Source organism: Caldithrix abyssi DSM 13497 (genome assembly GCF_001886815.1).
Lineage (GTDB): Bacteria > Calditrichota > Calditrichia > Calditrichales > Calditrichaceae > Caldithrix > Caldithrix abyssi.
The window spans coordinates 2220081-2245868 of record NZ_CP018099.1; the positions used below are offsets into that span (position 1 = coordinate 2220081).

A 25788-nucleotide genomic window follows, 5' to 3' on the forward strand; every position below is an offset into this window, starting at 1 on the left:
GGCGCGTTAAGCGCAAAGTTTTTAGACGTAAAATAAACAAAAGGAGATAAAAAATGTGCGATACATGCGGATGCGGAGAACCGGGAAGTCAGGTTACCTATCAAAAACCGGGCGAAACCAAACACAGCCATTCACATGGCGATCACATGCATGAACACGATCATGGGCATGCACACCATCATGATCACGGGCATGCCCATCCACACGACCACAGCCATGCACACGCCCATCCCCACGACCATGACCATGGCAAAACCATTCAGATCGAAACCGATGTGATGCAAAAAAATAACCTGCTGGCCGAACGCAATCGCGGTTTTTTTGAGGCGCGTAATATTTTCGTATTAAATCTGGTCAGCTCGCCGGGCTCCGGAAAAACCACCCTTTTAGAAAAGACCATCGAAAAGTTAAAGAACGAAATTCCGTTTTACGTGATCGAAGGCGATCAGCAAACCTTACGAGACGCCGAACGGATCGACCGCGTCGGTGCGCCGGTCATTCAGGTTAATACGGGCAACGGCTGCCATCTGGACGCGCAGATGATCAACCATGCCGTTAAAGAACTCGATCCTGCGCCCCATTCTGTTTTACTTATCGAGAACGTGGGCAATCTGGTTTGTCCTTCTCTGTTTGATCTGGGCGAAGCGCACAAAGTGGTCATCATCTCGGTTACCGAAGGTGACGATAAACCGCTAAAATATCCGACCATGTTCCAGCATTCCGATATTTGTATCATTAATAAGATAGATCTTTTACCGTATGTGGAATTTGATCTGGAATTATGTAAAAAATACGCCTTGCAGGTCAACCATCACCTGAAGTTCTTTGAACTGTCGGCCACACAGGGCGAGGGCATGGACGCCTGGCTGAACTGGTTAAAAGAACATGTTGAGGCTCATGATAAGGGATAGACCTGCAGAGCGCACCAAAATAATACGCCAGCGGATTCTGGTTAATGGTATCGTTCAGGGCGTTGGTTTTCGTCCTTTTGTTTTTAATCTGGCCAGGCAGTTGCAGCTTTCCGGTTTTGTCACCAATACCAGCCAAGGCGTGGTGATTGAACTGCAGGGGCAGCGGACTTTAATCGATGAATTTGTGCAGCGCTTGCAAAAGGACAAACCGCCCCTGTCTGAAATTATTTCGTTGCAAAGAACAGATATTCCTTTACAAGATGATGGCAATTTTCGCATCATTGCTTCTGTTGATTCGGCGGATAATCAAACCCTGATCTCTCCGGACATTGCCATTTGTGATGACTGTCTGCGTGAAATGCGCGATCCATCCGATCGACGTTACCGCTATCCGTTCATCAACTGCACCAATTGCGGGCCGCGTTTCACCATTATTAAACGTATTCCTTACGACCGCCCCAATACCTCTATGGCCGAGTTTGCCATGTGTGAGGCGTGTCAGGCAGAATACGAGGATCCGACCAATCGGCGTTTTCATGCTCAACCAAACGCCTGCGCGCGCTGCGGGCCGCACGTCTGGCTGGAGACGGTTGGCGACAATAAAGAGCTTGCTCGCGAACAGGCGGCCATCGAGCTGCTGGCGCGCTATCTATTGGACGGTAAAATTGTGGCCATCAAGGGACTGGGCGGTTTTCATCTGGCGGTGGATGCCACCAATGAACAGGCTGTGCAACGCCTGCGTCGGCGCAAAAACCGCGAACAAAAACCGCTGGCCGTCATGGCGCCTGACCTGGCAGTCGTTAAAAAGCTGGTCTTCCTCGATGCTGCCGAACAGGAACTGCTCACCGCGCCACAAAGACCCATTGTTCTGTTAAAAAAGAAACCGCATCTGCCTGTGGCGGAAGCCGTGGCGCCTGCCAACCAGAGGTTGGGTGTGATGCTGCCTTACACGCCCCTGCACTACCTGATTTTTGATGAACTGCAAAGCAGATTGCCCGAAAATAAAGTACCGCTACTGGTAATGACCAGCGCCAATCGCAGCGAAGAACCAATTGTCATCGATAATGAAGAAGCGCGAAAAAGGCTTTTCGATATTGCGGATTATTTGCTGCTGCACAACCGGGCAATTTTAATTCGCGCAGACGACTCGGTTGTGGCGCGTTTTGCCGGACAAACCGTATTTATCCGCCGCAGCCGGGGCTACGTACCGCGGCCGGTGTTTTTGAACACGCAAAGCAAAGCGTCGGTGCTGGCCGTGGGCGGCGAGTTAAAAAATACCGTCTGCTTTTCCAAAGGCGGGCGCGCTTTTTTAAGTCAGCACATTGGCGATCTGGAAAATTTGCTGGCCAACCAATTTTTTGAAGAAACCATTGAGCATTTTGCAGATATTTTACAAACCACGCCGCAGCGAATCATCTGCGACCTGCATCCCGCGTATTTTTCAACACAGTGGGCAGAAAGTCAAAATTACGCGCCGCTCGTAAAGGTGCAGCATCATCACGCGCACATGGCGGCCTGTATGGCTGAATGGCAGTGGGACGAGCCGGCGATTGGCGTGATTCTGGACGGCACCGGTTACGGGTATGACGGCACGATCTGGGGCGGTGAGATTCTGGCGGGTGATTTTACCACGCTTGAACGTCTGGCCTGTTTTAAGCCGCTGCCCATTCCAGGCGGGGAAGCGGCCATCAAAGAGCCCTGGCGCATGGCCGTTAGTTACCTGCTGGCCGCCTTTGGCGAAGCGCTGCCTGAACTTCCGTTTTTAAAAGATAAGCCCATTGCTTTGATCCGGCAATTACTTGAAAAAAAGCTGAACAGTCCATTAACCAGCAGTTGTGGTCGTTTGTTTGATGCCGCGGCTGTAATCAGCGGCGGGAGGCAGCATATTTACTACGAAGCGCAGGCGACTATTGAATTTACGCAGGCCGTTCGTACGATCGACGTTGCGCCATTGCAATTCGAAGCCGATTTACCTTATATTCCTTTTGAGCCCATTATCAGAAACCTGGCTGAGCTGGCTGTGGAAGGGACGCCTATTGCGCTGCTGGCCGCCAGATTTCATGTTACCATGGCGAGTTTACTGGAAGCGGTTACTTTGAAAGCCGTTCAAAAAACGGGACTTAAAACCGTTGTTTTAAGCGGCGGCGTCTTTCAAAATGAGATTTTGCTTAAGTTGTTAAACGCTTTTTTACAAAAGCACAATTTAAAAGTGTTAACGCACCGCCAGACGCCGCCCAATGACGGTGGAATTTCTCTGGGACAATGCGCTATTGGATTGAAACTGCTGCTAGCCGGAAAAGAAGAAGTCTCGTTTTTGGATCGAGTAAGCGGCGAAGTTTAAAATAAAATAGCAAAGAGGTTTTGCCGATGGACGCCCTGCAAAAAGATGCGGAATATCTTTCATTATTGAAAGAAATTAAGCAAAAAGTACGTAAGGCTCAGCTCCAGGCGCTGCGCAAGGTGAATCGATCGTTAATTCAACTTTACTGGGAGATCGGGAAAAAAATCGTGGAAAAGCAAGAAACTATGGGCTGGGGAAAAGCAGTGGTGGAAAATCTGGCCAGTGATTTACAGCTGGAGTTCCCGGGTATTAAGGGTTTTTCTGCCCGGAATCTATGGAATATGCGTAATTTCTTTTTGGCCTATCGTGAAGATAAAAATCTGCAGACACTGTCTGCAGAAATTTCCTGGTCGCATAATGTCGCCATTCTGGAAAAATGCGCGAGCAATTCAGAAAGACGGTTTTACATGGAGATGGCAAAAAAATTTGGCTGGTCTTACCGCGTGCTGGTCAATCAAATCGAAAATCAGGCGTTTCAGAAATATTTATCCAGCCAAACCAATTTCAGTAAAACCATTCAGAAAAAGTATCGTCATCAGGCCCATATGGCGGTTAAAGACGAGTACGTATTTGATTTTCTTGAAGTGGGCGAGGAACATTCCGAAAGGGAACTGGAAAGAAATTTGCTGGAACATGTGCGTCAATTCCTGATAGAAATGGGCGGATACTTTGCATTTATTGGCAATCAGTTTCGCCTGGAAATCGATGATGAAGAATTTTTTATTGATCTATTACTCTATCATCGGGCGTTGCGTTGTCTGGTGGCGGTGGAATTAAAGATGGGTAAATTCAAGCCGGAATATGCCGGTAAAATGCAGTTTTACCTCTCTGTTCTGGATGATCGTTTTAAATTGGCGGAGGAGAATCCATCCATTGGCATCATCATCTGTCAAAATAAAAATCGCACCATCGTTGAATACACATTAAAAGATGTGGGCAAACCCATCGGTGTTTCCACTTACAAAGTGCACAAAAGGCTGCCGGAAAAAATGAGCAAGTATTTTCCGACCGCCGAGGAATTTGCCGAAAAACTAAAAGGTCTTTTCCCTGAGAAAAGTTAAATTAAAGAGGAGAAAACTATGTGTTTAGCCATTCCCGGTAAGGTGATAGAAATTTTTGATGAAGGCGGACTTAAAATGGGCAAAATCGATTACAGCGGTACAATCAATAAAGCCTGCCTGGCTTATGTTCCGGAAGTTGAGGATGGACAGTACGTTATTGTGCATGCAGGCTTTGCCATTTCGGTGATGGACGAAGACGAAGCGGAAGAGGTGTTTCAGACCTTTGATGAAATGACCGACGCGCTAAAGAAAGAGGGCTATCGTGTGGAAAATGAGCCTCTTTCCAAAAAGAAAAAAGATGAAAAAAAGAAGTCTTCATAATAGGGGGAGGGAAATTGAAGTACATTGATGAATTTCGCGATCCGGAACTGGTAAAATCGCTGGTAGATCAAATACATCAGGTGGTTACAAAGCCCTGGGTAATTATGGAAATTTGCGGAGGGCAAACGCACTCTATTTTAAAGTTTGGCATCGATCAAATGCTGCCCGGAGAAATTGAATTGGTGCACGGGCCGGGTTGTCCGGTGTGCGTTACGCCCCTGGAGATGATCGATCAGGCCATTGCCATCGCCAAAATGGAGCATGTGATTTTTACTTCTTTTGGAGATATGCTGCGCGTGCCTGGTAGCCATTCGGATTTGTTCCAGGCGCGTTCCGAAGGAGCTGATGTACGCATGGTGTATTCGCCTCTTGAGGCTTTAAAACTGGCCAGAGAAAATCCAGATAAAGAAGTAGTCTTTTTTGCTGTTGGCTTTGAAACCACGGCGCCGGGCAATGCCATGGCTATTTTACAGGCAAAACGCGAAGGATTGACCAACTTTAGCGAGCTGGTAAGCCATGTGCTGGTGCCGCCGGCCATGGAGGCTTTGCTCAATTCACCGCACAATCGCGTTAATGCCTATCTGGCTGCCGGTCATGTGTGTACGGTTATGGGGTGGTGGGAGTATGAACCCATTGCCGAAAAATACCGCGTACCAATTGTGCCCACGGGTTTTGAGCCGGTTGATCTGTTGAAAGGCATTTTAGCCGCTGTGAAGCAGCTGGAAAAGGGCGAAGCGCGCGTTGAAAATCAATATGGACGCGCGGTAAAAAGAGAAGGCAATAAAGCGGCTCAGGCTGTCATTAATCAGGTGTTTGAAATAACGGATCGCAAATGGCGCGGAATCGGCACCATACCCAAAAGCGGTTACGCCATCCGTCCGGAATTTAAAGCCCATGACGCGGCCTTAAAATTTGACGTTGGACATCTACAAACCGAGGAACCGGAAATCTGCATCAGCGGTTTGGTGCTACAGGGCATGAAAAAACCGCATGAGTGTCCGGCTTTTGGCAAAGAGTGTACGCCGCAAACCCCGCTGGGCGCCACCATGGTTTCAAGCGAGGGCGCTTGCGCCGCCTATTACCGTTACCACAAAGCTCATAACGAATAAGGAGATCAAACGAATGGCCGAGTACGATTTCAGCCAATTTTCCTGTCCGTTGCCCAAAACGGATTACCAGACCATTCAAATGGCGCATGGAGCAGGGGGCAGACTTTCTGCCGACCTCATCGATAAAGTTTTTTTGCCTGTTTTTGGCAACCCGATGCTTAACGATCTGGAAGATCAGGCGCGCTTACAGTTTAACGGCCAGCGGCTGGCCTTTACAACCGATTCTTTCGTGGTGAGTCCCATCTTTTTCCCCGGAGGAAATATCGGCGAGCTGGCGGTCAACGGCACCGTCAACGACATCTGTATGAGCGGGGCCCTTCCAAAAGTTTTAAGCGTTGGCTTTATTCTGGAAGAAGGACTGCCCATCGCCGATCTGCACGAAATTCTCGTTGCCATGCGGCGGGCGCTGGACAAGGCCGGCGTGCAGATTGTAACCGGAGACACCAAGGTGGTGAATAAAGGTTCGTGCGATAAAATCTTTATCAATACCAGCGGGGTGGGCGTGATTCCGGATGGCGTCAACATCAGCGCCAAAAATATCAGACCCGGTGATAAAATCATTCTATCCGGCACGATTGCCGATCACGGCATGGCCATCCTTTCTGTGCGCGAAGGTCTGTCCTTCGAATCGACTATTGAAAGCGACACCGCTTCGTTAAACCGTCTGGTGGAAGCCATGCTGAAGGTAAGCAAACAAATTCGTGCCATGCGCGATCCCACGCGCGGCGGCCTTGCCACCACGCTTAATGAACTGGCCAGATCTTCGGGGGTTGGTTTTAAACTGGAAGAACAGCAAATCCCCATTAAACAGGATGTACGCTCGGCCTGCGAGATTTTGGGAATTGATCCGCTTTATGTGGCCAATGAGGGAAAGTTGGTGGCCGTTGTTCCGGATGAAGTCGCTGAATCCATGTTAGAGGCTATGCATCGCGTGCCGGAGGGAAAAGACGCCGTGATCATCGGGCAGGCCGTGGAAGAGCATGCCGGCAGAGTGGTGATGAAAAATGTTTACGGCGTGGAGCGCATCATCGACATGCCGGTGGGCGAACAATTGCCCAGAATTTGTTAAAAGAGCCGGCGCAGCCTGCCAATTCGATGGTTGGTTGCGCCCAAAAAATAGGTTGAGTTCGCTCCAAGGCAGCAAAGCCGCAACCAAAATCAGCCTCAATGCGCGTAAAGTAATTTTCTCGCAGATTACGCCAATCATCGCAGAAAATTATTTAACATTTAAGACGAAAGCTAAGCAAATCGGCACTCTACTATTCGGGCACAGCCTCCCGCTCCGCGTGATAATTCGTAATTCGTAATTTGTAATTTTTAATTTTAGTACAGCATAGCCACAACCAAAAAAAATCACGCGGGAATTTAAGCGACCACAGGGAGCGCAGAGAAGTCACAAAGGGCACAAAGAATATTTTAAATTAAAAAAAGTTTCAATTGCCCTGATTCCCTTCTCCCAGAATAAAAGTCTGGGAGGGCAGATTGCACCCAGTGCAAGCATCCAGTGCAGGCATCCAGTGCAAGCACCCAGTGCAGGCATCCAGTGCAAGCGCTCTTTATTTAACGCTGTAAGGCCTGAGAGTTTTTGTTGAATATTCAACCATTCAACCATTTTTGCGGCGCGAAAAATTGAAGACTTTCCTTGCGTGGAATTTTTGAATAAGCTACATTTAATTCAATTCAAATAGCGAGGAAAGAAATTTGACAAAGAGGCGACCGACCATTGTTATTCTGACCATTTCCGATCTTTTTTACGAAGCCAATTTGCATCGTAAGGTAAGAACATTGGCGGGGCAGGGCTATGATGTGCGTCTCTTCTGCGCTTACCATCCTCAATTAAACGAAAAGTTGTGGCAGGGCGTGGAGCTGACGCGCGTCAGATTGTGGAATGGACCGACCTTTTTGCGTTTTTTCCAGTTCTGGTTCACAGCCGCCTGCTGGCTGATGCGGCAAAAAGCAGATCTGTACATTGCCTACGATTTTTTACCCCTTGTTCCGCTGCGTATTAAATCTTTTTTTCAGGATTGCAATTACATTTACGATAGTGTGGAACTGGTGAGCGGGCTGAATTCGCTGGTCAAAAAGCCGCTGCGGCGTTTTTTCTTTCGCATGATCGAACGCTTTGGCGTTAGCCGGGCCCGCGCCGCTTTTACAGTATGTGAATCCGACGCCATTGCTTTGCAAAAAAACTATCCCCGCTTGAATGTGGTCGGTTTTGTGCGCAACATTCCTTACCGGCAGGAACATGTACCAGGTAATTTTTTAAGAGAAAAATACGCACTCCCTGCGCAGCAAAAAATCGGCATCTACCAGGGCATGGTGTTTGAAGGTCGCGGTTTGCGTGAAATTATTGAAGCATGTGCGGCAATTGATGATGTGGCGCTTTTTATCGTTGGAGACGGACCATTAAAAAGCGAGCTGGAAAAATTGGCAAAAGAACGGCACATGTCCGATCGTGTAATATTTACCGGAATGGTGCCCTTTGATCAACTGGCTCATTACACGTATTCCGCTGATTTTGGTTTTACTGTCATCTCCGGAAAGGGATTGAGTTACTACCACGCTTTGCCCAATAAATTGTTCGAATACATTCAGGCAGAAATTCCGGTCATTGGTAGTAATTATCCGGAGATTAAAAAAATTATAGAAAGCGAAGGCGTGGGGCTGACTGTTGATCCGCAAAACATCCGCGAAATCGAACAGGCCGTTCGCAAAATATTACGTCCCAAATTTTATCTGCGTTTAAAGAAAAATCTAAAAAAAGCGTCACGCAGGTATTCCTGGCAGGAGGAATCGAAAACGTATTTACAGATCATAAGAACGCTACTTTGAAAAGGACAAAAGAATCTTGCTCAGTGGATTGCGCATGAATTCTAATAGCCCCATGAACCAAAAAAGCGTAAACCAGACCAGAGGCTGATTGTAAACAAACAACAGGAAAAATGGCGCTGTGAAAAGCGCGGTTTTTAGGACGGTGACGCTCAGCGCTTTTTTATTGAGAAAACGTCCAAGATAAATAATAATGGCCAGCCAGATCAGCAAAAAACTGAAAGCGGTAATCGTGGCCGCCGCCAGAATACCAAATTTCGGAATAAACAGCGCGTTGAAAATCAGGTTAAAAGCTAAGGCCACGGCCGAAATGCCCACCAGAATGTTGCTTTTGTTTTTTAAAATGAGCCAGCCGTCGATCATTTGCGCCTGCCCGTAGATCATATAACCCAGGCCGACAATCAGAAGGACGGTTTTACTGACCTCGAAGCCTGCCGGCAGCAGTAAGGACGGGAAGTAATGAAACAGCAGCAGTAAAATCCACAAAATCCCAGCGCAGCTAAGGGCAATCAAAGCGGCATAGGCGCCCACATGCTGCCTGAAAAAGTCTTCTCCGCGGGCGTAAATGCGCGGAAACCACACATTATTGCTTTGCACCACAAAAATCAAAAGCATGGAGGCAAAACGGTAGCCGTAATTGTAAATGCCGGTTTGCTCAACACCCAGATAAAATTTAATGAGATAATGATCGCTCTGGTAAAGCAGGTAGGTCAATAAAAGAACGAGCATCAACGGAAAGCCTGTTTTAAGTAATCTCTTTAATATTGGCCAGTCGAAAGAAAGGCGCCGCAAAGACTTTAAAAGATCGATATTAAAGAACAAAAGCAGAAGATTGGCCGCAATAAAAGAGATGAAAAAGGCCTTAAGTTGCCAGCCCAGAAAAAGACCGGATAAAAACAGAGTAAAAAATGTTCCCTGCACAAGCAAATTGCCCAGCAAGTATTTTCTACTTTCCTGACAGGCGCTGAAGAAAGTCAAAATAAGCACGCTCAGGGCGTTGACCAGTATCAGCAGGGGAATGAACAGGAAAGGAAAAGAAATATTCGGATCGAGGAAAAAGCGGTTGAGGGGCTTCTGCCAGGGCCAGCTCAGAACGGTTAAAAAGATAAAAAAAATAAGTATAAAAGAAAGGGCCGCCCGCAGATAGCGCAGTCGTTCATGCGCATGCAGCCCCGGAATAAGACGAAATAAACCCTGTTCAACGCCCAGAAGTAAGATGACTGATCCCAGCGCGGTGTAAAGACGGTAGAGGGAAAAAAAACCAAAATTCTCCGGAGTTAGAACCTTTGCAACGTAGGGCAGCAACAAAAAAGGTAATATCCGGGCCAGACCGCCGGCAATCATATAGTTGAAAAAATCTTGCAGGCTTTTGGAAAATCTGAAGTTCATGGACAACTCATGGATTTTGTGGAGACCACATCAGCAGCTCGAACGAATCCCGAAAAAGCCCGCGTGCGCCAAAGTTCTCTTTAAATTTTCCCAGGCCCCAGTTGGGGTCCATGTTCACTGTAAAAATACCGAAATCGTAAAATTGAAAACCTTCTTGAACCGCCCATTGAAAGATGTGGTAAAAAAGGTTGTTAACCGAACGGTATTGCTGGAATTCCTTGTTGTCGCTGATGTAAAATGCCAGCACAACGCGCGGCGTGCAGATAAAATTAACCACTCCGGCAATCATCTGTTCGCCCAGATAGGCCGCCCACAGATGAATACGGTCGGGAAAGAGCTGCGCCAGTTTCTTTAATTCCGGCAGGGTATGGGTGGGCGTAACGTTGTGCCGCAGTTTCAGATTTTGCTTCAAGATTTCGTAGTAAGTGTCATAGTCATCGGACAGACGTATTTCAATGCCGGATTTAATGGATTTACGCGTGGCCGTGCGCGCTTCGCTTTTAAACAGGCTCAACACCTGATCCGGATGGGAGGGCAATTGCACGACGCTGGAAATTTCCCGTTTTAAATAACGGAAGCCGTTCTGCAGCATGGCGAAATCGATGTAGTTGGAATAACGGTTCATGTAAACAAGGGGAGGGAGGGTGATTAAAATGCGCGTAAAGCCGTTTTCTCGCGCGTATTTTTTCAAAGCCTCCACCACTTCAAACGCTTCGGCAATGCCCATGTCGCGGTAAACGAATCCGCCGTAAGAGGCGCCCCGATGCGAGTACAGCACCCGGTCTTTGTCCATTTCCATTTCAATGGCCGGCAAAACGGCGCGGATGGAATTTTTTCTTTTAAAGATCAGCGAATGGTCAACAAAACGGCCTTGCGGATGGTAGCTCAAAAAACGTCGCGTGTGGAAGATCGTACCATTGTCTGCCTGCCAGATGTAGTCGTCCCACCAGCTTTCATCTTCTTTTGTAAAACGCGAAATCGTTAAACTCATGCTTTTTCCCCTTCTTGTTCGCACATCTCTTTTAGGGCCTGATTCATCTTTTTCATGCCTGCCATGTAACTGTACTCCAGACGATCAAAAAACCACCAGGCCAACAATCCGCTAAAATGCTGGCGATATTCCAGCGTTGTTTCGTTTTCTGAAGAAAAGTTTAAAGTAATCAAATGTTCCACATTATAAAAACCGGGCAACAGGCTTTTTTTTAGCCAGCGCACCTCTTTGTTCTCTTCTATTTTTTTAAAAATGGATTTGAAAAATTTCGGTTTTTCACCGGGAGCCTTGAGAATAAAAGAAAATTTTTTGCCGACCGCAAACTCGCCCCTGCCGTAAATGATGAACGGATTCCAGAAGGTGTAGGTATTAATATCCCTTAAAATTTGCCAGACCTTACGCGGACTGGCTTTAATGACGATCGTGGCTTTAATTGTTTTCATTTTTTTAAGTCCCGATTAAATTTAAGATTAAATTAATGGATTGGCGCATGCAATTCAAATGGATTTGGAGGGGCGTTAAAAGGTTTAGCGGATAAAAAGGCCAAGACCGCAAAGCCGCTGCCAAAAACTTTATTAGAGGCGGTTTTGGCCGTAAAAAAATCAACCGCAAAGGGCGCAAAGTAATTTTCTCGCAGATTCCGCAAATAATCGCAGAAAAAGATTAATCAAATTATTCTGGGGACGGGGGATGAGTTTTTAAAACAGAACAAAAATTTTCGCACGCTAAGGCATTAGATCTTTCGAAGGAAGTATCATAAACCCACCTGCGTGGGAAATTAGCGGTTTGGATTCGACGACTTGACATAAGTATTTAAAACTCATTTCAAACCGGTATTTGTCGCCTGAGATTTTAATCAAAGGCAAAAAGATTTAAAAAAGGGAGAAGATGGCATCATCAGGCAAGTTGCTCCCTTCGAAATAACTCAGGGATTTGTTTTTCCCCTGGAGTGCCGAGCCGTCGAAGCCACCGCAGGTTACACTGTTTTGCAGAAAAAAGGCCGTTCTCCCCGCAGCCAAAAAATCCTTTGAAAATTACCATCGTTGTCGTTACATTCAATGCTTGCAAGTAAATGCGGTAGATATTTAATTTATGAAAATATTCTTTTTGCTGTTTCCATTCTATTTTTTCCCAGCCTTTGGCGCTGAACTGCAGGGCGTGGTTAAAAATGCTGCCGGAAAGCCCATTGCCGATGTGTATGTGTGGCTCGAACCGGGAGAAAAGACGGCCATCTCCCAGCACAATGGACAATTTAAATTTAAAGGCCTTAGATCGGGCGCCTATTTTTTAGAATTCAATCACATTTCCTATCAACCGTTACGCATCGGACCGATTGTGGTGACCGATTCATTGCTGGTATTGAACCCGATCATTTTAAAGGAAAATTTACATGCCCAGCAGCCATTAGTCGTTACTGCCACGCGCATTCAAACGCCTTTGCCCCTGTTGCCTATGGCGGTCGACCGGCTGGATCGCGAGCAGCTTATGAATACGCTGGCAAACACCAGCGCCGGCGCGTTAAAAAACGAGCCGGGCGTCTTTATCCAGAAAACAAGTCATGGCGGCGGCTCGGCTATTATCAGAGGTTTAAGTTCCAGTCGTATTTTGATCTTATTAGATGGAATTCGACTGAACAACAGCCTTTACCGCACCGGCAATCACCAGTACCTGAACACAGTCGATCTATTTAGTTTACAGGCTGTGGAGATTGTGTATGGCCCTGCTTCGGTTCAATATGGCAGCGACGCGCTGGGCGGCGTAATTAATTTAATCAGCCGGGATTTTAGCGACACGGCGGCAGGATATGGCGTGGGGATAATCGGCCGTTTTGCCTCGGCCGATCGTTCGTCCATGTTTCATGGCCAGGCGCGCTGGCAGGGAAAAACAATTGCCCTGCAAGCCGGTTACAGTTATAAGGATTTTGGCGATTTACGCTACGGGCAGGAAAAATTGCCCGACGCATTGCGAAATTCCTTTCCCGGTACGGTTCAAAAGCCTACCGCTTATCTGGCCAGGGACTATCAATTTAAACTACAGTGGAAAGCAACGTCATTTACGAACCTGGTGTTTGCCTGGCAAAAATCATTGCAAACCCACGTGCCCCGTTTCGACAAATACGCTTACAATCAGTACAATCGATGGCTTTATCATCCCCAGGCGCGTTCTCTTTTTTACACACGCCTGGTGCAAAAAACAAATCATCCATTGCTTAATGAAATAAGCGCGACGTTTTCATATCAGGTTCAGCAAGAAGGCAGGGAAATTCAGAAAGAGGCGATAACCTCTTTAACGATAGAAAACGATCAGGCGACCACAAAAGGCATTACTCTGCAAATAAACGGCGGATATGCCTCCCATAAAATAAGTTATGGAGTGGATTTTTACCACGATTTGATCGGCAGTAGCCGTTGGGTGTACGATTCTTTAACGGATCGGAAAGAGAAAAAAACGATTGCCCGCTATCCGGACGGCGCTGTTTACCAGTCGCTGGGAATTTTTGTGCAGGATAAGTTTACCGTGTCGGAACGCCTGTCCATTTTGTGGGGTGGAAGGTGCGCGCGTCATGCAACGGAATTTGCCTTAAACGATTCGCTGTTTGGCGATCAACGTTTGACCTTTAAGGCCCTGACATTTAATGCGGGCCTGAACTATCGATTTAGCCAGGCCTTGCATGGCTATGTTAATATCGGTCAAGGTTTTCGTGCGCCAAACCTGAGCGATCTGTCCAAATTCGGACAGTCCAAAGGGCAGATTATTGAAATCCCCAACCCCGATTTAAAGCCGGAGCGCTTGATATCTTACATGGCGGGGCTGAAATTCAGAACCAGCCACACGCGCTTTACCATGAACGGTTACTACAATCTAATTTCGGGATTAATCGAAAGCGCGCCGGATATTTACCAGGCATCCGACGTTTTGATTATTGATGGCTATTCCTACGAAGTTCGCAGCAAGCAAAATATCGGCCGCGGGTACATTTACGGTATGGAGCTTGCCCTGCAACGCCAGGTTATAGATAGATGGACTGCGGGATTTCAACTGACTTACACCCGCGGTCAGAACCAAACGCGTAACGAGCCCATCGGAGGAATTCCGCCGCCTTTCGCAAAGTTTTTCGTCCGCTATGAACTTGCGGCTTTAATGCTGGAAATGAACCTTAAAGCAGCTCAAAGACAGACGCGTCTAAGCGAGGACGACCGGCAGGACCCGCGAATTCCCGCGGAAGGAACGCCTGCCTGGAACACCGTTAATTTTCAACTTCAGCGAAAGGTGGGAAAGTGGCTGCAAGTTCAGGTTGCCATTGAAAATATTTTCGATGTGGGCTATCGGATTCATGGCTCGGGCGTCAACGCGCCCGGCAGGAATTTTATCTTCAGCTTGCGACTCATTCAATTCGCCTTTTAGCAAACCATTTAACGCGCGATATTCGTTTTGCCGCAGTGATTCAATAATTTGAATGTCCCCCAAAATTTCAAACAAAGACCTTATAATCGATTGATATTTAAGGAAATACAATAGCTGAATGTATGAAAAACTCACCTCATTCCCCCGCCTTGCTCTGTGAGTCTTTTTGCAAAGAGAGGGGGATAAGAGCATGTCTAACGTGTTAGTAATTTTGTAATTAGGGGGTGAGTTATAAAAATGATTTTAGAAAAAATATTGTAATCTTAAAAAATTTGGGGGACATTCAGAGTGATTCAATAATTTCTTGACGATATTTTTTTTTAGAGAAGCATCCACCAAATTAATATAAGCGCTTTATTTGCAAATGAATAGAAAAATATTAAAAAAGTATTTGATAATCCTGAAATTTGTTTTTAATTTTTGTGTTTACAAATATGCAAGGATGTAAATGAAAGCGAACGATTATTACGTACTTTTTGAAGATTCCTTTCGCTCATGGAAAGAATCTTCTGGCTCGGAAGTTGGCGCGCTGATCAAATATGGTGACGACAAATGGATAATGGTTTTTCCGCAAAGCGCCAGAAAAACGATTAGCGTTACGCTTTCTGATGTTGCCTTACAACAATTGGCTGAAAAGAAAATCCTTCCTTTATCTTCGCTTCCCCCTGAACTCCGGCAGCTATTAGAGACTTACCGATTCGAATGGGTCCTATCGGTAGGTCAAAAAGACTTTTTGATTCTCGGCAAAAACTCTATCAATGAGATCGCTTTTCTTTTGCTGGAACTGTGTACGCGTGTATTTGAACTGCTGATCCGCAACAAAAAATTGGAAGAAGATCTCAAACGCAAATCGCGGGAGATGGAAGACCTGCTGGAAAAAACGAGCGCTCTGCACGAAATCAGCCGCTCCATCGAATCCCTGACCTCTCTGGACAATTTGTTGCAGGATATCGTTCAAAAGGCCATGCACTTAATGAATGCGGAATCGGGTTCTTTGCTGCTGTTTACAGAGGAAGGCGACGAACTGGAATTTAAAGTGGCGCTCGGTCCCAAATCCGGCACGGTTAAACCCTTTCGCATTAAGCTGGGGCAGGGAATTTCCGGTTGGGTTGCCGAACACGGCGAACCGATTCTGATTAAAGATGCCTACAGCGATCCGCGGTTTGATCCCAGCTTTGACAAACGCAGCGGCTACCGCACGCGTTCGTTTTTATGCGTGCCTTTACGCTACAAAGAACGCATTCTGGGCGTCATTACCATTCTGAATCGCCTGAATATGGAGCCATTTTCGGAAAAAGACCTGGAGCTTTTACTGACCTTTAGCACCCAGGCTGCGCTGGCCATTGAGAATACGCGTCTTTTGCAGGAAGCCATCGAAAAAGAACGTTTAAAAGCCGATATCAAGATAGCCTCAGAAATACAAAAACTTTTGATTCCCACCGAATTGCCTTCCGTGGCCGGCCTGGAAGTTGACGCTACATATATTCCATGCAAGGAGATGAGCGGAGATTTTTACGATGTCATTTCCATCAAAGGCGGGAAATGGGCCTTTTTGATGGCCGATGTTTCCGGAAAGAGCATTCCGGCCGCCATGCTCATGTCCAATTTTCAGGCCTCGGTGCGTACCATTTTCCAGTTTTCGGATGACCTGGCCTGGATCATGGAAAACTTGAATCGCATGATTATGCGTCAAACGACGTCGGATCGTTACATTACGGTTTTTGCCGCCATTTACGATCCGGCGACAGGCACGCTGGATTATGTTAACGCCGGTCATAATCCGCCATTTATCCTTTCTGAATCCGGTGAAATCGTCCTTTTAAATAAGGGCGGAATCTTTCTGGGCGTGCTGCCATGGGAGTATGAAAAGATCCGTTTGCAATTAAAAACAAATGACTTAATCATTATTTACACCGATGGCCTGGTAGAAGCCATGAACGAAAAAGAGGAAGAGTTCGAATTGAAGAATTTGCAAAAACTGGTGCGGGCCAATCGAAAGCAAACGCTAAAGGAATTAAAAGAAACCATTATCCATGCCGTAAGAGCGCACGTGGGCAGCCAGCTGCTCGACGACGACTTTACCCTGATGCTGCTTAGAAAAACAGATGCAAACCTTTAATCTGCTCATTTCCAAATACTGTGCGCAAACGGCGCAAAGATTGAACCTGGGAGAAAATGCGTTCCGGGCGCAAAATTAATCTTGAAAACGAATATAAAAAAGACTGGCCGCCGGAGTCATCTTCATGGCAAATCTAAATCGAAGCTTCGGCTTAACTGCACAATTTCTTTTGCCGTTCATTGGCTTTTTGAGCGGCTTTGTCTTAAACGGATAAGAGCCTGATGTTTGAATATAATTTTTAAAAAAGTTAAATTACAGACGATTATTAAACCAGAAACCATAGAGGACAGTGATATGAATTTTCCAACCCAATTTATGTTGAATGGCGAAGTTGTGGTGATTGATATCCCACGTCGTTTGACCTCGGAAATTTCCGGAGAGTTAAAAAAGTTGATGAAGGAATTGCTTGCGCAGGAGAAATATAAAATTGTAATGAACCTGGAAAAGACGCGATACATGGACTCCAGCGGTTTGGGAGCCATTGTTTCAAAAATTGCGGCAACCCGTACGCATGGCGGCGATATCCGTCTGGCGGCTCCGCAGCAAACGATTATTGATTTACTGGAACTCACGCATATCAATCAAATAGTAAAAATATTTGATTCGGTTGAGGAAGCCGTAAAAAGTTTTGAGGAGTAGTCCTTGATGAGATGTCAGGAAGACAGGATTGACAGAAGGAAATTCCACTATAGCGAGCCGGACTATACCAGACCTGTGTTAAATATTTCAGACTATTTCGCGCAGCGTTTTAAAAACAAGTTGACCTTTTTGTACGGTAAAGCGAGGGTCGAAAATATTTATCCGGAACTGGAGCGCATTCTTAAAGTTTACTATGCGCATAAAACGCCAATGATGTTAGAGTGGGAGAAAAACTTTGACCCCGAAAACCGTTTTACCGAATGCGACGCGATTTTGATCACCTATGGCGATTTGATCAAAACGCCCAATCAAAAGCCCCTGCGCACCTTATCACAACTTTCGGAAACCTATTTAAGAAACGTCATTAATACCCTGCATATTCTGCCGTTTTTTCCTTCTTCATCCGATCGGGGTTTTGCGGTTATGGACTTTGAAGAGGTCGATCCCAATCTTGGCACCTGGGACGATATTCTGGAGTTAAAAAAAGACTTCAAGTTGATGTTCGACGGGGTATTTAATCACGTTTCTTCCAAAAGCCGATGGTTCCAGGAATTTTTAAATCAGAATCCGCAGTTTCTGGATTTTTTTGTGGTCTTTTCCACCAAACAACAACTTTCGCCGGACCAATTACGTTTAATCGTGCGGCCGCGCACCACCCCTATTTTGACCGAGTTCAATACGTTGAACGGAAAACGGCTGGTGTGGACCACCTTCAGTCAGGATCAAATCGATCTGAATTACCACAATCCGCACGTTCTCTTAAAAATGATAGAAATTTTACTCACCTATGTGAGGAGGGGCGCCGATATCATCCGCCTGGACGCGGTAACGTACCTCTGGGAAGAATTGGGCACCTCTTGTGTGCATCTGGAGCAGACGCACACCATCATTAAATTATTCAGAGATATTTTAAACGCTGTGGCGCCGCATGTGGCCATTATCACAGAAACCAATGTGCCGCATCAGGAAAATATTCGTTATTTTGGGAATGGAAGAGACGAGGCGCAGATGGTGTACAATTTTGCTCTGCCGCCGCTTGTGCTTCATTCTTTCCAAACAGAGAACGCTAAAAAGTTAACCGAATGGGCGGCTACTTTAAAGAAACCTTCCGATGAAGCGACTTTTTTTAATTTTCTGGATTCTCACGACGGCGTTGGCGTTATGGCCGTTCAGGGAATTCTCACACAAGAAGAAATTGATCTGATGGCCTTGCGCGTGGTAGAACACGGCGGATATATCTCGTACAAAGCCAACCCTGACGGTTCGTTGAGCCCGTACGAATTGAATATTACCTGGTTCAGCGCCATCAATAATGAAGATAGCGACGAACCCATGGAAATTCAGGTTAGTCGCTATATCGCCTCGCGCGCCATTGCGCTGGTGTTGATGGGCGTTCCGGGAATTTACCTGCACGGTTTTCTCGGCTCTAAAAATGATGCAGACCTGGTGATCGAAGAAAAATCGACGCGCAGCATTAACCGTAAAACACTTAACAAAAAGGAGTTGTTACGCTCTCTGGAAAATCCGCAAACAACCACCTACCACGTTACCAGAAAATTGGTGCGTTTAATTGAGATTCGCAAAAGACAACGCGCCTTTCATCCAAATTCTCCGCAAAAAATCCTGAAGATTGCAGACGAGGTTTTTTGTGTCATACGTTATACGCAAGATCATAAAGAAATTATTTTGACATTAACCAATGTGTCTTCCAAAAGAATAGCATTAAACATCAAGCTGGAAGAGTGGGGCATTTTGGGTAACCATCACTGGCGCGACCTTTTAAGTAAACGGGCGTTCAAAACAGAAGCCAATCACCTGTCTTTGGTTATTAATCCTTACGAAATTCTCTGGCTTAAAGCGCTGAACGGGAAATTCAGAATTTTGGATTAGGCTGCACCCAACTAATCCTCAATGGGGGTCGATATCGATTGAAGGATATCGATCCCTTTTTCTTAATTGCGCCAAAAGTAAATAATACGTATCTTCCACACCATAACTGTTTGAACGAATTAGAGGTTAGAATGAAAGAATTATTGATTCGTGTTGCCGTGGCCATCGTTGGTATTCCGCTGTTATTATTTGTTATTTTAAAGGGCGGATTGTTTTTTTATTTGTTTTCGGTAATCGTAACCATTATCGGTCAATGGGAAATGTACAATTTGCTCAAGCAGAAGGGCGGCCGTCCGATGCCTGTGGCGGGGATGCTGAGCGGTCAGGCGCTTCTGGCCATTTTGTATTCGGGATTTTCGCCTTTGCTGTGTTTGGCGGTCGTGGGACTTGTTTTGTACATTTTTGGATATGAAATGTTTAAGAATGACGGTTCCGCCCTGTTAAACACCTCTTCTACAATTATGGGCGTGATTTATCCCACGATGTTCTGGGGCGCTCTGTTGTTTTTACGTCAGAATGCGCATCATGTTTTTCAGGCCGATTATAATTTTAGCGGAATATTTATCCTGATCATGTTTGTGGCCATCTGGATTTGCGACACGTTTGCCTATTTCTTCGGCATGAAATTCGGAAAACACCGTTTATTTGCGCGCGTATCACCTAAAAAAAGCTGGGAAGGCGCCGTTGCCGGCCTGGCCGGAGCCTTGCTGGTCTATTTAATAGTTTACTTTCAGAAAATTATTCCGATAAGTTTAGAAGTGGCCATTGTCAGCGGTTTGATTGTCGGCGTGGTCGGGCAGTTTGGCGACCTGGTGGAGTCGTGGTTTAAGCGCGACGCAGGCGTAAAGGATTCTTCTGCTTTACTGCCGGGGCACGGCGGGGTTCTCGATCGCTTTGACAGCGTTTTGTTTAGTTCAATGGCTTTTTTGATCTTTTATTTTATTTTACAGTTGAGGTGAAAAGCAAAAAATGAATGGTAAGCGTGTTTTAATTGTGGACGATGAAGAAGATTTAACATGGTCCATATCCAAACATCTTTCTCGCGATAAAGATAAGTTCGAACTGATCGCCGTTAACAGCGGGATGGCGGCGCTGGACGTGCTGGCTCAGGTGCCGGTGGACCTGGTCATCACCGATATCAGAATGCCGGAAATTTCCGGGCTGGATTTATTGCTTAAAATCAGAGAGAATTATCCGCAGACTAAAGTGGTGATTATGACCGCTTATGGTTCATCCGAAATTCAGGACGAGGCGAATCGCCGCGGTTGTTTTAAGTATATTGAAAAACCATTTGAAATACAGGAGCTACGCAAGCTCATCCTCGATGTGCTGCAGGAGAAGAAAGGTTTTGAAGGGAAAATTTCCGACTTTCAGTTGACCGATCTCATTCAATTACTCTGCCTGGGGCGGCAAACCAACAGCCTTCACTTTGAAAAAGACCATCAACACGGCGTCATTTATTTTGATGATGGCAATATCGTCCATGCCACGGTTGGAGATCTGGAAGGCGAAGACGCTTTTTATGAAATATTAACCTGGGAAGGCGGCACCTTTAATCTAAAAAAAGGCGACAGGGCGCCCAAAGAGACCATTTTTAAAAACTGGCAAAATCTGCTGCTGGAAGGACTGAGGCGTCTGGATGAACTACGCGCCAGAGTGTCTCATGTAGATGACCGTAGCACGGATGTTCAGCGGCGAATTATTCTTTTATTGGAAAATGCGCTCAGCATGCGCGGAATACGACTTTGGGCCATAGTGGATGAAAGCGGATTTATAGTCGCTTCGGCCGTGGCGCCGGAACAAAAAGAAAATCTCGATCTGGCAGAGATCATTCCCATCATTTCTAAATTTATCAGTACGGCACAGGACAATGGCAAAGAATTCGAATTTGGTCATACGGAGGAAATCTTTGCCCAGTTTGAAAAAGGATTGATCCGTTTGGCGCGCATTCCGGCTCAGAACTACTATCTGGTTACGCTGGGCGATGAATTTGCCAACGGCAGTTTAATACGCCTGGAAAGCAAAAAGCTCATCAAACAACTGGAGCCCCTGCTGCCGCAGTTGTGATGGAAGAAGAACGGCTTCCCCTACGAGCGATGGCCAGAGAGTTGAAGGTTGCCGCGCGGGATGCACGAAACAGGCATTCTATTCTCACCTGCCGCTTTGCGTAGTCTGCCAGAGACCTTATGAGACAACTCAGTTCAAAATTCCTGATTATTACTTTTGCTTAACATCAATATTTTGTAAATTAGGGCGTTATATTTTTAAAATAATTTACCATTTCAATGAAAGTTAATGGGGGAGTTTTTTATGGATTCTAAATCATTCAAACGCTGGCAGCAGGAAGTTGCCTCCGCTAAACTAAGGGACGCCAAGTTCATCACCGCTTCAGGCGATCCGGTAGAAATGCTCGGCACGCCGGAAATGATAAAAGACCTGGATTACGATCGCGACCTGGGGATGCCGGGACAGTATCCTTACACGCGCGGCGTTCATGCCACCATGTACCGCGGCCGCCTGTGGACCATGCGGCAGTTTGCCGGATTTGGTTCGCCGGAAGACACCAATCAGCGTTTTAAATATCTGCTGGAAAACGGGCAAACCGGACTTTCGGTGGCCTTTGACCTGCCCACCTTGATGGGCCGCGATGCCGACGATCCCTGGAGCGAGGGGGAAGTGGGCGTGTGCGGCGTGTCGGTTAGCTCCCTGCGCGATATGGAGATCTTGTTCGACGGCATTCCGCTGGACAAGGTCTCCACTTCGATGACCATTAATTCCCCGGCCATTATTCTTTTGGCCTTTTACATTGCCGTGGCCGAAAAACAGGGCGTAAAACCGGAACAGCTGCGCGGTACCATTCAAAACGATATCTTAAAGGAGTACATTGCCCAGAAAGAATACATCTTTCCGCCGTCCCCTTCCATGCGCATTATTGTGGACATGATCGAATACTGTACGGAAAGCATGCCTCAATGGAACACCATCAGCATCAGCGGCTACCACATCCGTGAAGCCGGCTCAACCGCCCTGCAGGAGCTGGCGTTTACCCTGGCCGACGGCTTTGCTTACATTGAAGCGGCCATGGAGCGTGGGCTGGACATCGACGCCTTTGCCCCGCGACTGTCTTTCTTTTTTAACGCGCACAACGATTTTTTTGAAGAGATCGCCAAATATCGTGCGGCGCGACGCATTTACGCCCGGCGCATGAAAGAAAAATACGGCGCTAAAAAGGAACGTTCGTGGATGCTGCGCTTCCACACGCAGACCGCCGGCTGCACTTTAACCGCGCAGCAGCCGGAAAACAATATCGTTCGTGTGGCTTATCAGGCGCTGGCCGCCGTACTGGGCGGGACTCAAAGCTTACACACCAACTCCATGGATGAAACGCTGGCCCTGCCTTCGGAAAAGGCTGTGAAAATTGCCCTGCGTACGCAACAAATTCTGGCCTACGAAAGCGGCGTACCGCATACCATCGATCCGCTGGCCGGTAGTTATTTTATGGAAGATTTAACCAATAAAATGGAGCAGGGCGCCGAAGAGTATTTTAAAAAGATCGAAGAGTTGGGCGGCGTTATTCCGGCCATTGAAAAGGGCTTTTTTCAGCGCGAAATTGCCGAAGCGGCCTACCGTTACCAGTTAGAAATTGAAAATAACGATCGCTACATCGTGGGCGTAAACGCCTTTCAGGACAAAGACGAAAAGATCGAAATACCGCTTTTGCAGATTTCGCCCGAAGTGGAAAAAGAGCAGGTCAGACGTTTACAGGAATTAAAGCGTGAAAGAGACAACAACAAAGTGCAGTCTTTGTTAAAGGAGTTAAAACAGGCCGCCATTGAAAATAAAAATCTGATGCCGGTGATAATCGAAGCGGCCAAAGCTTACGCTACCGTTGGCGAAATGATCAACACGCTTAAAGATGTGTTTGGAGAATATCAGGAATCTACCGATTTTTAGTTGAACCCTTTGGCGAGGAGAGTAATGGAAAAGAAGATACGTATTTTAGTGGCCAAGGCCGGCCTGGATGGGCATGACCGCGGCGCAAAGGTCGTGGCCTCGTTTTTTCGCGACGCCGGCTTTGAAGTGATTTACAGTGGACTGCGACAAACGCCACAAATGATTGTACAAACCGCCCTGCAAGAAGATGTGGATGTGATTGCCATCAGTATGTTGTCTGGCGCGCACATGACGGTTTTTCCCAGGGTTTTGCAGCTGATGAAAGAAAACAATATGAACGATGTGCTGCTTACTGGCGGTGGTATCATGAGCGATGAGGACATCCAGAAGCTGCAGGAAATGGGCGTCGGCCGTCTATTCGGGCCGGGAAGCTCCCTGCATGAAGCCGTGGCCTATGTTCGGGAATGGTACGAGAAAACGAAAGGCGCCAAACCGGAAAAGGAGAACCACGATTAAAAGGATTGAAGGATTAACATGATTTTCTATGAAGAGAGTTCGGCTCAAAATTTTAAGGGAGACAGTTGAAATAAGACAACCTTAATCCCGGTAATCTCGAAATCCTGTAAATCCTTTTCATTTTTGAACCATGATTGTCAGGATTACAGGATTAACCAGATTTTTCATCAGGAGATTTCGACTCAAAATTTTAAGGGAGACTGTTAAGAGAGGACAACCTTAATCCCGGTAATCTCGAAATCCTGTAAATCCTTTTCATTTTTGAACCATGATTGTCAGGATTACAGGATTAACCAGATTTTTCATCAGGAGATTTCGGCTCAAAATTTTAAGGAAGACTGTTAAGAGAGGATAACCTTAATCCCGGTAATTTTGAAATCCTTTAAATCTTGTTCATTTTTGAACCATGATTGTCAGGATTACAGGATTAACCAGATTTTTCATCAGGAGATTTCGACTCAAAATTTTAAGGGAGACTGTTAAGAGAGGACAACCTTAATCCCGGTAATCTCGAAATCCTGTAAATCCTTTTCATTTTTGAACCATGATTGTCAGGATTACAGGATTAACCAGATTTTTCATCGGGAGAGTTCAGCTCAAAATTTTAAGGGAGACTGTTAAGATAGGATAACCTTAATCCTGGTAATCTCGAAATCCTGTAAATCCTGGTTCAAAACTTAAAGGGAGATTGTTGAAAGAAGATAACCCTAATCCTAAAATTCTGAAATCTTGCAAGTCAAGGTTCAGAGACAATTGGTTAACTAAAATAAATCAAGGTCTCAATGATGAAGTACGAAGACCTTACGCATAAAATAATCGGTTGTGCGATGGAGGTGCACAGAATATTGGGTAATGGATTTCAGGAAGTTATTTATCAGCGCGCTTTAGCTATTGAAATGCGGGCGCAAGATCTGGACTTTGAACGAGAAAAAGAGATGCCAATCTTTTATCACGGATATGAAATTGGCACACGACGGATTGACTTTTTTGTAGAAAATAAAATCATGGTCGAAGTAAAAGCAATTAAGCAATTAGAAGATGTCCATCTTGCACAAGCATTGAATTACCTGGAAGCATATAATATGGAAGTTGGATTACTAATCAATTTTGGAGCAACCAGCCTGGAATTTAAACGCGTGCATAATAAAAAGATTAAGCATGATTAATAAGATTAAAGAATTTCCTTGATTTTAAGGGAAAATGTTGAAAGGAGAAGAACGTAATCCTGTTCATTTTTGAACCATGATTGTCAGGATTACAGGATTAACCAGATTTTTCATCAGGAGATTTCGGCTCAAAATTTTAAGGGAGACTGTTAAGATAGGATAACCTTAATCCCGGTAATTTTGAAATCCTTTAAATCTTGTTCATTTTTGAACCATGATTGCAAGGATTACAGGATTAACAAGATTTTTCATCAGGAGATTTCGACTCAAAATTTTAAGGGAGACTGTTAAGAGAGGACAACCTTAATCCCGGTAATCTCGAAATCCTGTAAATCCTGGTTCAAAACTTAAAGGGAGATTGTTGAAAGAAGATACCCCTAATCCTAAAATTCTGAAATCTTGCAAGTCAAGGTTCAGAAACGAAAAGGATCATAAACCGGGTAATCCTAAACCATTCGTGAATTAAAGTCGGGGGTAAGATGAACCGCATCAATGAACCGCAGCATTTCCGGGCGCGCATCACCGACTGGCCGCTGGAAGAACGGCCGCGTGAAAAACTGATGCGCTTTGGGGCCGATTCGGTCAGCAACGCCGAGTTGATCGCCATTCTGCTGGGGCAGGGCACCACCCGCCTCAACGCCGTGGAGTTAGCAAAAAAAATGCTGCGCGCTTTCGGTTCCCTGGAAGCCCTGAGTAATGCATCGTTAAAAGAGATGCAGCAGGTTAAAGGCATTGGCCCGGCCAAAGCGGTGACTATGTTGGCCGCTTTTCAACTGTATCGCAACCTGCAAAAGGAAGTGGCCGAACGCGAAATTGTGGCCTTCAGAGAACCGGCAAAAGTGGCCAGAGCCTACCAGCCCATTCTGGGGCACCTGAAGCAAGAGGTCTTTTATGTAATCTTGCTCAATAATAATCTGGAACGCATTCAGGATTTTCGGATCACTCAGGGTACGCTAGACGCCTCTCTGGTGCATCCGCGCGAGGTGTTTAATCCGGCCATCCGTTACCTGGCCAAGGGAATTATTGTTCTGCACAATCATCCTTCCGGACAAAAACGACCGTCTCAAGCCGATATCGACATTACGCGTAAACTTGTGGAGAGCGGTAAAATTTTGGATATTCCTGTTTATGATCATGTAATCATCACGCAAGATGATTATTTTAGTTTTAAAGAAAATGGCTTAATGGATAATTTTTAGGGGGAGCA

Annotated in this window: 20 protein-coding genes; 17 read left to right on the forward strand and 3 right to left on the reverse strand. The window is 46.0% G+C overall.

Going from position 1 to position 25788, the window contains the following annotated elements:
* Positions 1–53: 53 nt before the first annotated feature.
* The 7 genes from hypB to Cabys_RS08710 all read left to right on the forward strand — a co-directional run bounded on the left by hypB (position 54) and on the right by Cabys_RS08710 (position 8575).
* Positions 54–911 (forward strand): hydrogenase nickel incorporation protein HypB, encoded by an 858-nt coding sequence (gene hypB / locus Cabys_RS08675; RefSeq protein WP_006929960.1) that lies wholly within the window; start codon positions 54–56, stop codon positions 909–911.
* Positions 898–3252 carry a carbamoyltransferase HypF gene (gene hypF / locus Cabys_RS08680; RefSeq protein WP_006929961.1) on the forward strand — a complete coding sequence of 785 codons (2355 nt, stop codon included), beginning with the start codon at positions 898–900 and terminating at the stop codon, positions 3250–3252. The genes hypB and hypF overlap by 14 nt, the downstream gene beginning before the upstream one ends.
* 26 nt (positions 3253–3278) lie before the next feature.
* Positions 3279–4313, forward strand: coding sequence for a PDDEXK nuclease domain-containing protein (locus Cabys_RS08685; protein WP_006929962.1), 1035 nt, complete (start codon positions 3279–3281; stop codon positions 4311–4313).
* Positions 4314–4331: 18 nt separating this feature from the next.
* Positions 4332–4634 (forward strand): HypC/HybG/HupF family hydrogenase formation chaperone, encoded by a 303-nt coding sequence (locus tag Cabys_RS08690; protein ID WP_006929963.1) that lies wholly within the window; start codon positions 4332–4334, stop codon positions 4632–4634.
* A 14-nt stretch (positions 4635–4648) separates the two neighbouring features.
* Complete coding sequence (hypD, locus tag Cabys_RS08695; RefSeq protein ID WP_006929964.1) at positions 4649–5743, forward strand: hydrogenase formation protein HypD; 1095 nt, start codon at positions 4649–4651, stop codon at positions 5741–5743.
* A 13-nt stretch (positions 5744–5756) separates the two neighbouring features.
* Positions 5757–6812 (forward strand): hydrogenase expression/formation protein HypE, encoded by a 1056-nt coding sequence (gene hypE / locus Cabys_RS08700; RefSeq protein ID WP_006929965.1) that lies wholly within the window; start codon positions 5757–5759, stop codon positions 6810–6812.
* Between the two features lie 632 nt (positions 6813–7444).
* Positions 7445–8575, forward strand: coding sequence for a glycosyltransferase (locus tag Cabys_RS08710; protein ID WP_006929966.1), 1131 nt, complete (start codon positions 7445–7447; stop codon positions 8573–8575).
* Here Cabys_RS08710 and Cabys_RS08715 read toward each other — a convergent pair.
* The 3 genes from Cabys_RS08715 to Cabys_RS08725 are packed head-to-tail and all read right to left on the reverse strand — an operon-like array spanning position 8567 to position 11395.
* Complete coding sequence (locus Cabys_RS08715; protein ID WP_006929967.1) at positions 8567–9961, reverse strand: oligosaccharide flippase family protein; 1395 nt, start codon at positions 9959–9961, stop codon at positions 8567–8569. The genes Cabys_RS08710 and Cabys_RS08715 overlap by 9 nt on opposite strands.
* Positions 9962–9968: 7 nt before the next feature.
* Positions 9969–10952 carry a GNAT family N-acetyltransferase gene (locus Cabys_RS08720; RefSeq protein ID WP_006929968.1) on the reverse strand — a complete coding sequence of 328 codons (984 nt, stop codon included), beginning with the start codon at positions 10950–10952 and terminating at the stop codon, positions 9969–9971.
* Complete coding sequence (locus Cabys_RS08725) at positions 10949–11395, reverse strand: SRPBCC domain-containing protein (RefSeq protein ID WP_006929969.1); 447 nt, start codon at positions 11393–11395, stop codon at positions 10949–10951. The genes Cabys_RS08720 and Cabys_RS08725 overlap by 4 nt, the downstream gene beginning before the upstream one ends.
* Positions 11396–12044: 649 nt before the next feature.
* Between Cabys_RS08725 and Cabys_RS08730 the strand changes: the two genes are divergently transcribed.
* The 10 genes from Cabys_RS08730 to radC all read left to right on the forward strand — a co-directional run bounded on the left by Cabys_RS08730 (position 12045) and on the right by radC (position 25780).
* The gene (locus tag Cabys_RS08730; protein ID WP_006929970.1) at positions 12045–14357 is read left to right on the forward strand and encodes a TonB-dependent receptor; all 2313 of its coding nucleotides are present in this window, start codon (positions 12045–12047) and stop codon (positions 14355–14357) included.
* Positions 14358–14805: 448 nt separating this feature from the next.
* A complete protein-coding gene (locus Cabys_RS08735; RefSeq protein ID WP_006929971.1) occupies positions 14806–16476 on the forward strand; it encodes a PP2C family protein-serine/threonine phosphatase in 1671 nt (556 codons plus the stop codon).
* 294 nt (positions 16477–16770) lie between these two features.
* A complete protein-coding gene (locus Cabys_RS08740) occupies positions 16771–17115 on the forward strand; it encodes an STAS domain-containing protein (protein ID WP_006929972.1) in 345 nt (114 codons plus the stop codon).
* Between the two features lie 6 nt (positions 17116–17121).
* On the forward strand, positions 17122–19005 hold the full coding sequence (locus Cabys_RS08745; RefSeq protein ID WP_006929973.1) for a sugar phosphorylase: 1884 nt from the start codon (positions 17122–17124) through the stop codon (positions 19003–19005).
* 131 nt (positions 19006–19136) lie between these two features.
* Positions 19137–19964, forward strand: a complete 828-nt coding sequence (locus Cabys_RS08750; RefSeq protein ID WP_006929974.1) for a phosphatidate cytidylyltransferase — start codon at positions 19137–19139, stop codon at positions 19962–19964.
* A 10-nt stretch (positions 19965–19974) separates the two neighbouring features.
* Complete coding sequence (locus tag Cabys_RS08755) at positions 19975–21072, forward strand: DUF4388 domain-containing protein (protein ID WP_006929975.1); 1098 nt, start codon at positions 19975–19977, stop codon at positions 21070–21072.
* A gap of 243 nt (positions 21073–21315) precedes the next feature.
* Positions 21316–22959, forward strand: coding sequence for an acyl-CoA mutase large subunit family protein (locus Cabys_RS08760; protein WP_006929976.1), 1644 nt, complete (start codon positions 21316–21318; stop codon positions 22957–22959).
* A 24-nt stretch (positions 22960–22983) separates the two neighbouring features.
* The gene (locus Cabys_RS08765; RefSeq protein ID WP_006929977.1) at positions 22984–23415 is read left to right on the forward strand and encodes a cobalamin B12-binding domain-containing protein; all 432 of its coding nucleotides are present in this window, start codon (positions 22984–22986) and stop codon (positions 23413–23415) included.
* A gap of 785 nt (positions 23416–24200) precedes the next feature.
* Positions 24201–24581, forward strand: coding sequence for a GxxExxY protein (locus tag Cabys_RS08770; RefSeq protein WP_044281285.1), 381 nt, complete (start codon positions 24201–24203; stop codon positions 24579–24581).
* Positions 24582–25060: 479 nt separating this feature from the next.
* A complete protein-coding gene (gene radC, locus Cabys_RS08775) occupies positions 25061–25780 on the forward strand; it encodes a RadC family protein (RefSeq protein ID WP_006929979.1) in 720 nt (239 codons plus the stop codon).
* The last annotated feature ends 8 nt before the right edge of the window (positions 25781–25788 follow it).

Bases quoted from the DNA above. Each gene is read 5' to 3' on its own strand.
- Cabys_RS08685 (WP_006929962.1), top strand. From the start codon at position 3,279: ATGGACGCCCTGCAAAAAGATGCGGAATATCTTTCATTATTGAAAGAA.
- Cabys_RS08735 (WP_006929971.1), top strand. From the start codon at position 14,806: ATGAAAGCGAACGATTATTACGTACTTTTTGAAGATTCCTTTCGCTCA.
- Cabys_RS08765 (WP_006929977.1), top strand. From the start codon at position 22,984: ATGGAAAAGAAGATACGTATTTTAGTGGCCAAGGCCGGCCTGGATGGG.
- hypE (WP_006929965.1), top strand. From the start codon at position 5,757: ATGGCCGAGTACGATTTCAGCCAATTTTCCTGTCCGTTGCCCAAAACG.
- Cabys_RS08755 (WP_006929975.1), top strand. From the start codon at position 19,975: ATGAATGGTAAGCGTGTTTTAATTGTGGACGATGAAGAAGATTTAACA.
- radC (WP_006929979.1), top strand. From the start codon at position 25,061: ATGAACCGCATCAATGAACCGCAGCATTTCCGGGCGCGCATCACCGAC.
- Cabys_RS08715 (WP_006929967.1), bottom strand. From the start codon at position 9,961: ATGAACTTCAGATTTTCCAAAAGCCTGCAAGATTTTTTCAACTATATG.
- Cabys_RS08750 (WP_006929974.1), top strand. From the start codon at position 19,137: ATGAAAGAATTATTGATTCGTGTTGCCGTGGCCATCGTTGGTATTCCG.
- hypB (WP_006929960.1), top strand. From the start codon at position 54: ATGTGCGATACATGCGGATGCGGAGAACCGGGAAGTCAGGTTACCTAT.
- Cabys_RS08740 (WP_006929972.1), top strand. From the start codon at position 16,771: ATGAATTTTCCAACCCAATTTATGTTGAATGGCGAAGTTGTGGTGATT.
- Cabys_RS08730 (WP_006929970.1), top strand. From the start codon at position 12,045: ATGAAAATATTCTTTTTGCTGTTTCCATTCTATTTTTTCCCAGCCTTT.
- Cabys_RS08690 (WP_006929963.1), top strand. From the start codon at position 4,332: ATGTGTTTAGCCATTCCCGGTAAGGTGATAGAAATTTTTGATGAAGGC.
- Cabys_RS08770 (WP_044281285.1), top strand. From the start codon at position 24,201: ATGAAGTACGAAGACCTTACGCATAAAATAATCGGTTGTGCGATGGAG.
- Cabys_RS08745 (WP_006929973.1), top strand. From the start codon at position 17,122: ATGAGATGTCAGGAAGACAGGATTGACAGAAGGAAATTCCACTATAGC.
- hypF (WP_006929961.1), top strand. From the start codon at position 898: ATGATAAGGGATAGACCTGCAGAGCGCACCAAAATAATACGCCAGCGG.
- Cabys_RS08760 (WP_006929976.1), top strand. From the start codon at position 21,316: ATGGATTCTAAATCATTCAAACGCTGGCAGCAGGAAGTTGCCTCCGCT.
- Cabys_RS08725 (WP_006929969.1), bottom strand. From the start codon at position 11,395: ATGAAAACAATTAAAGCCACGATCGTCATTAAAGCCAGTCCGCGTAAG.
- Cabys_RS08720 (WP_006929968.1), bottom strand. From the start codon at position 10,952: ATGAGTTTAACGATTTCGCGTTTTACAAAAGAAGATGAAAGCTGGTGG.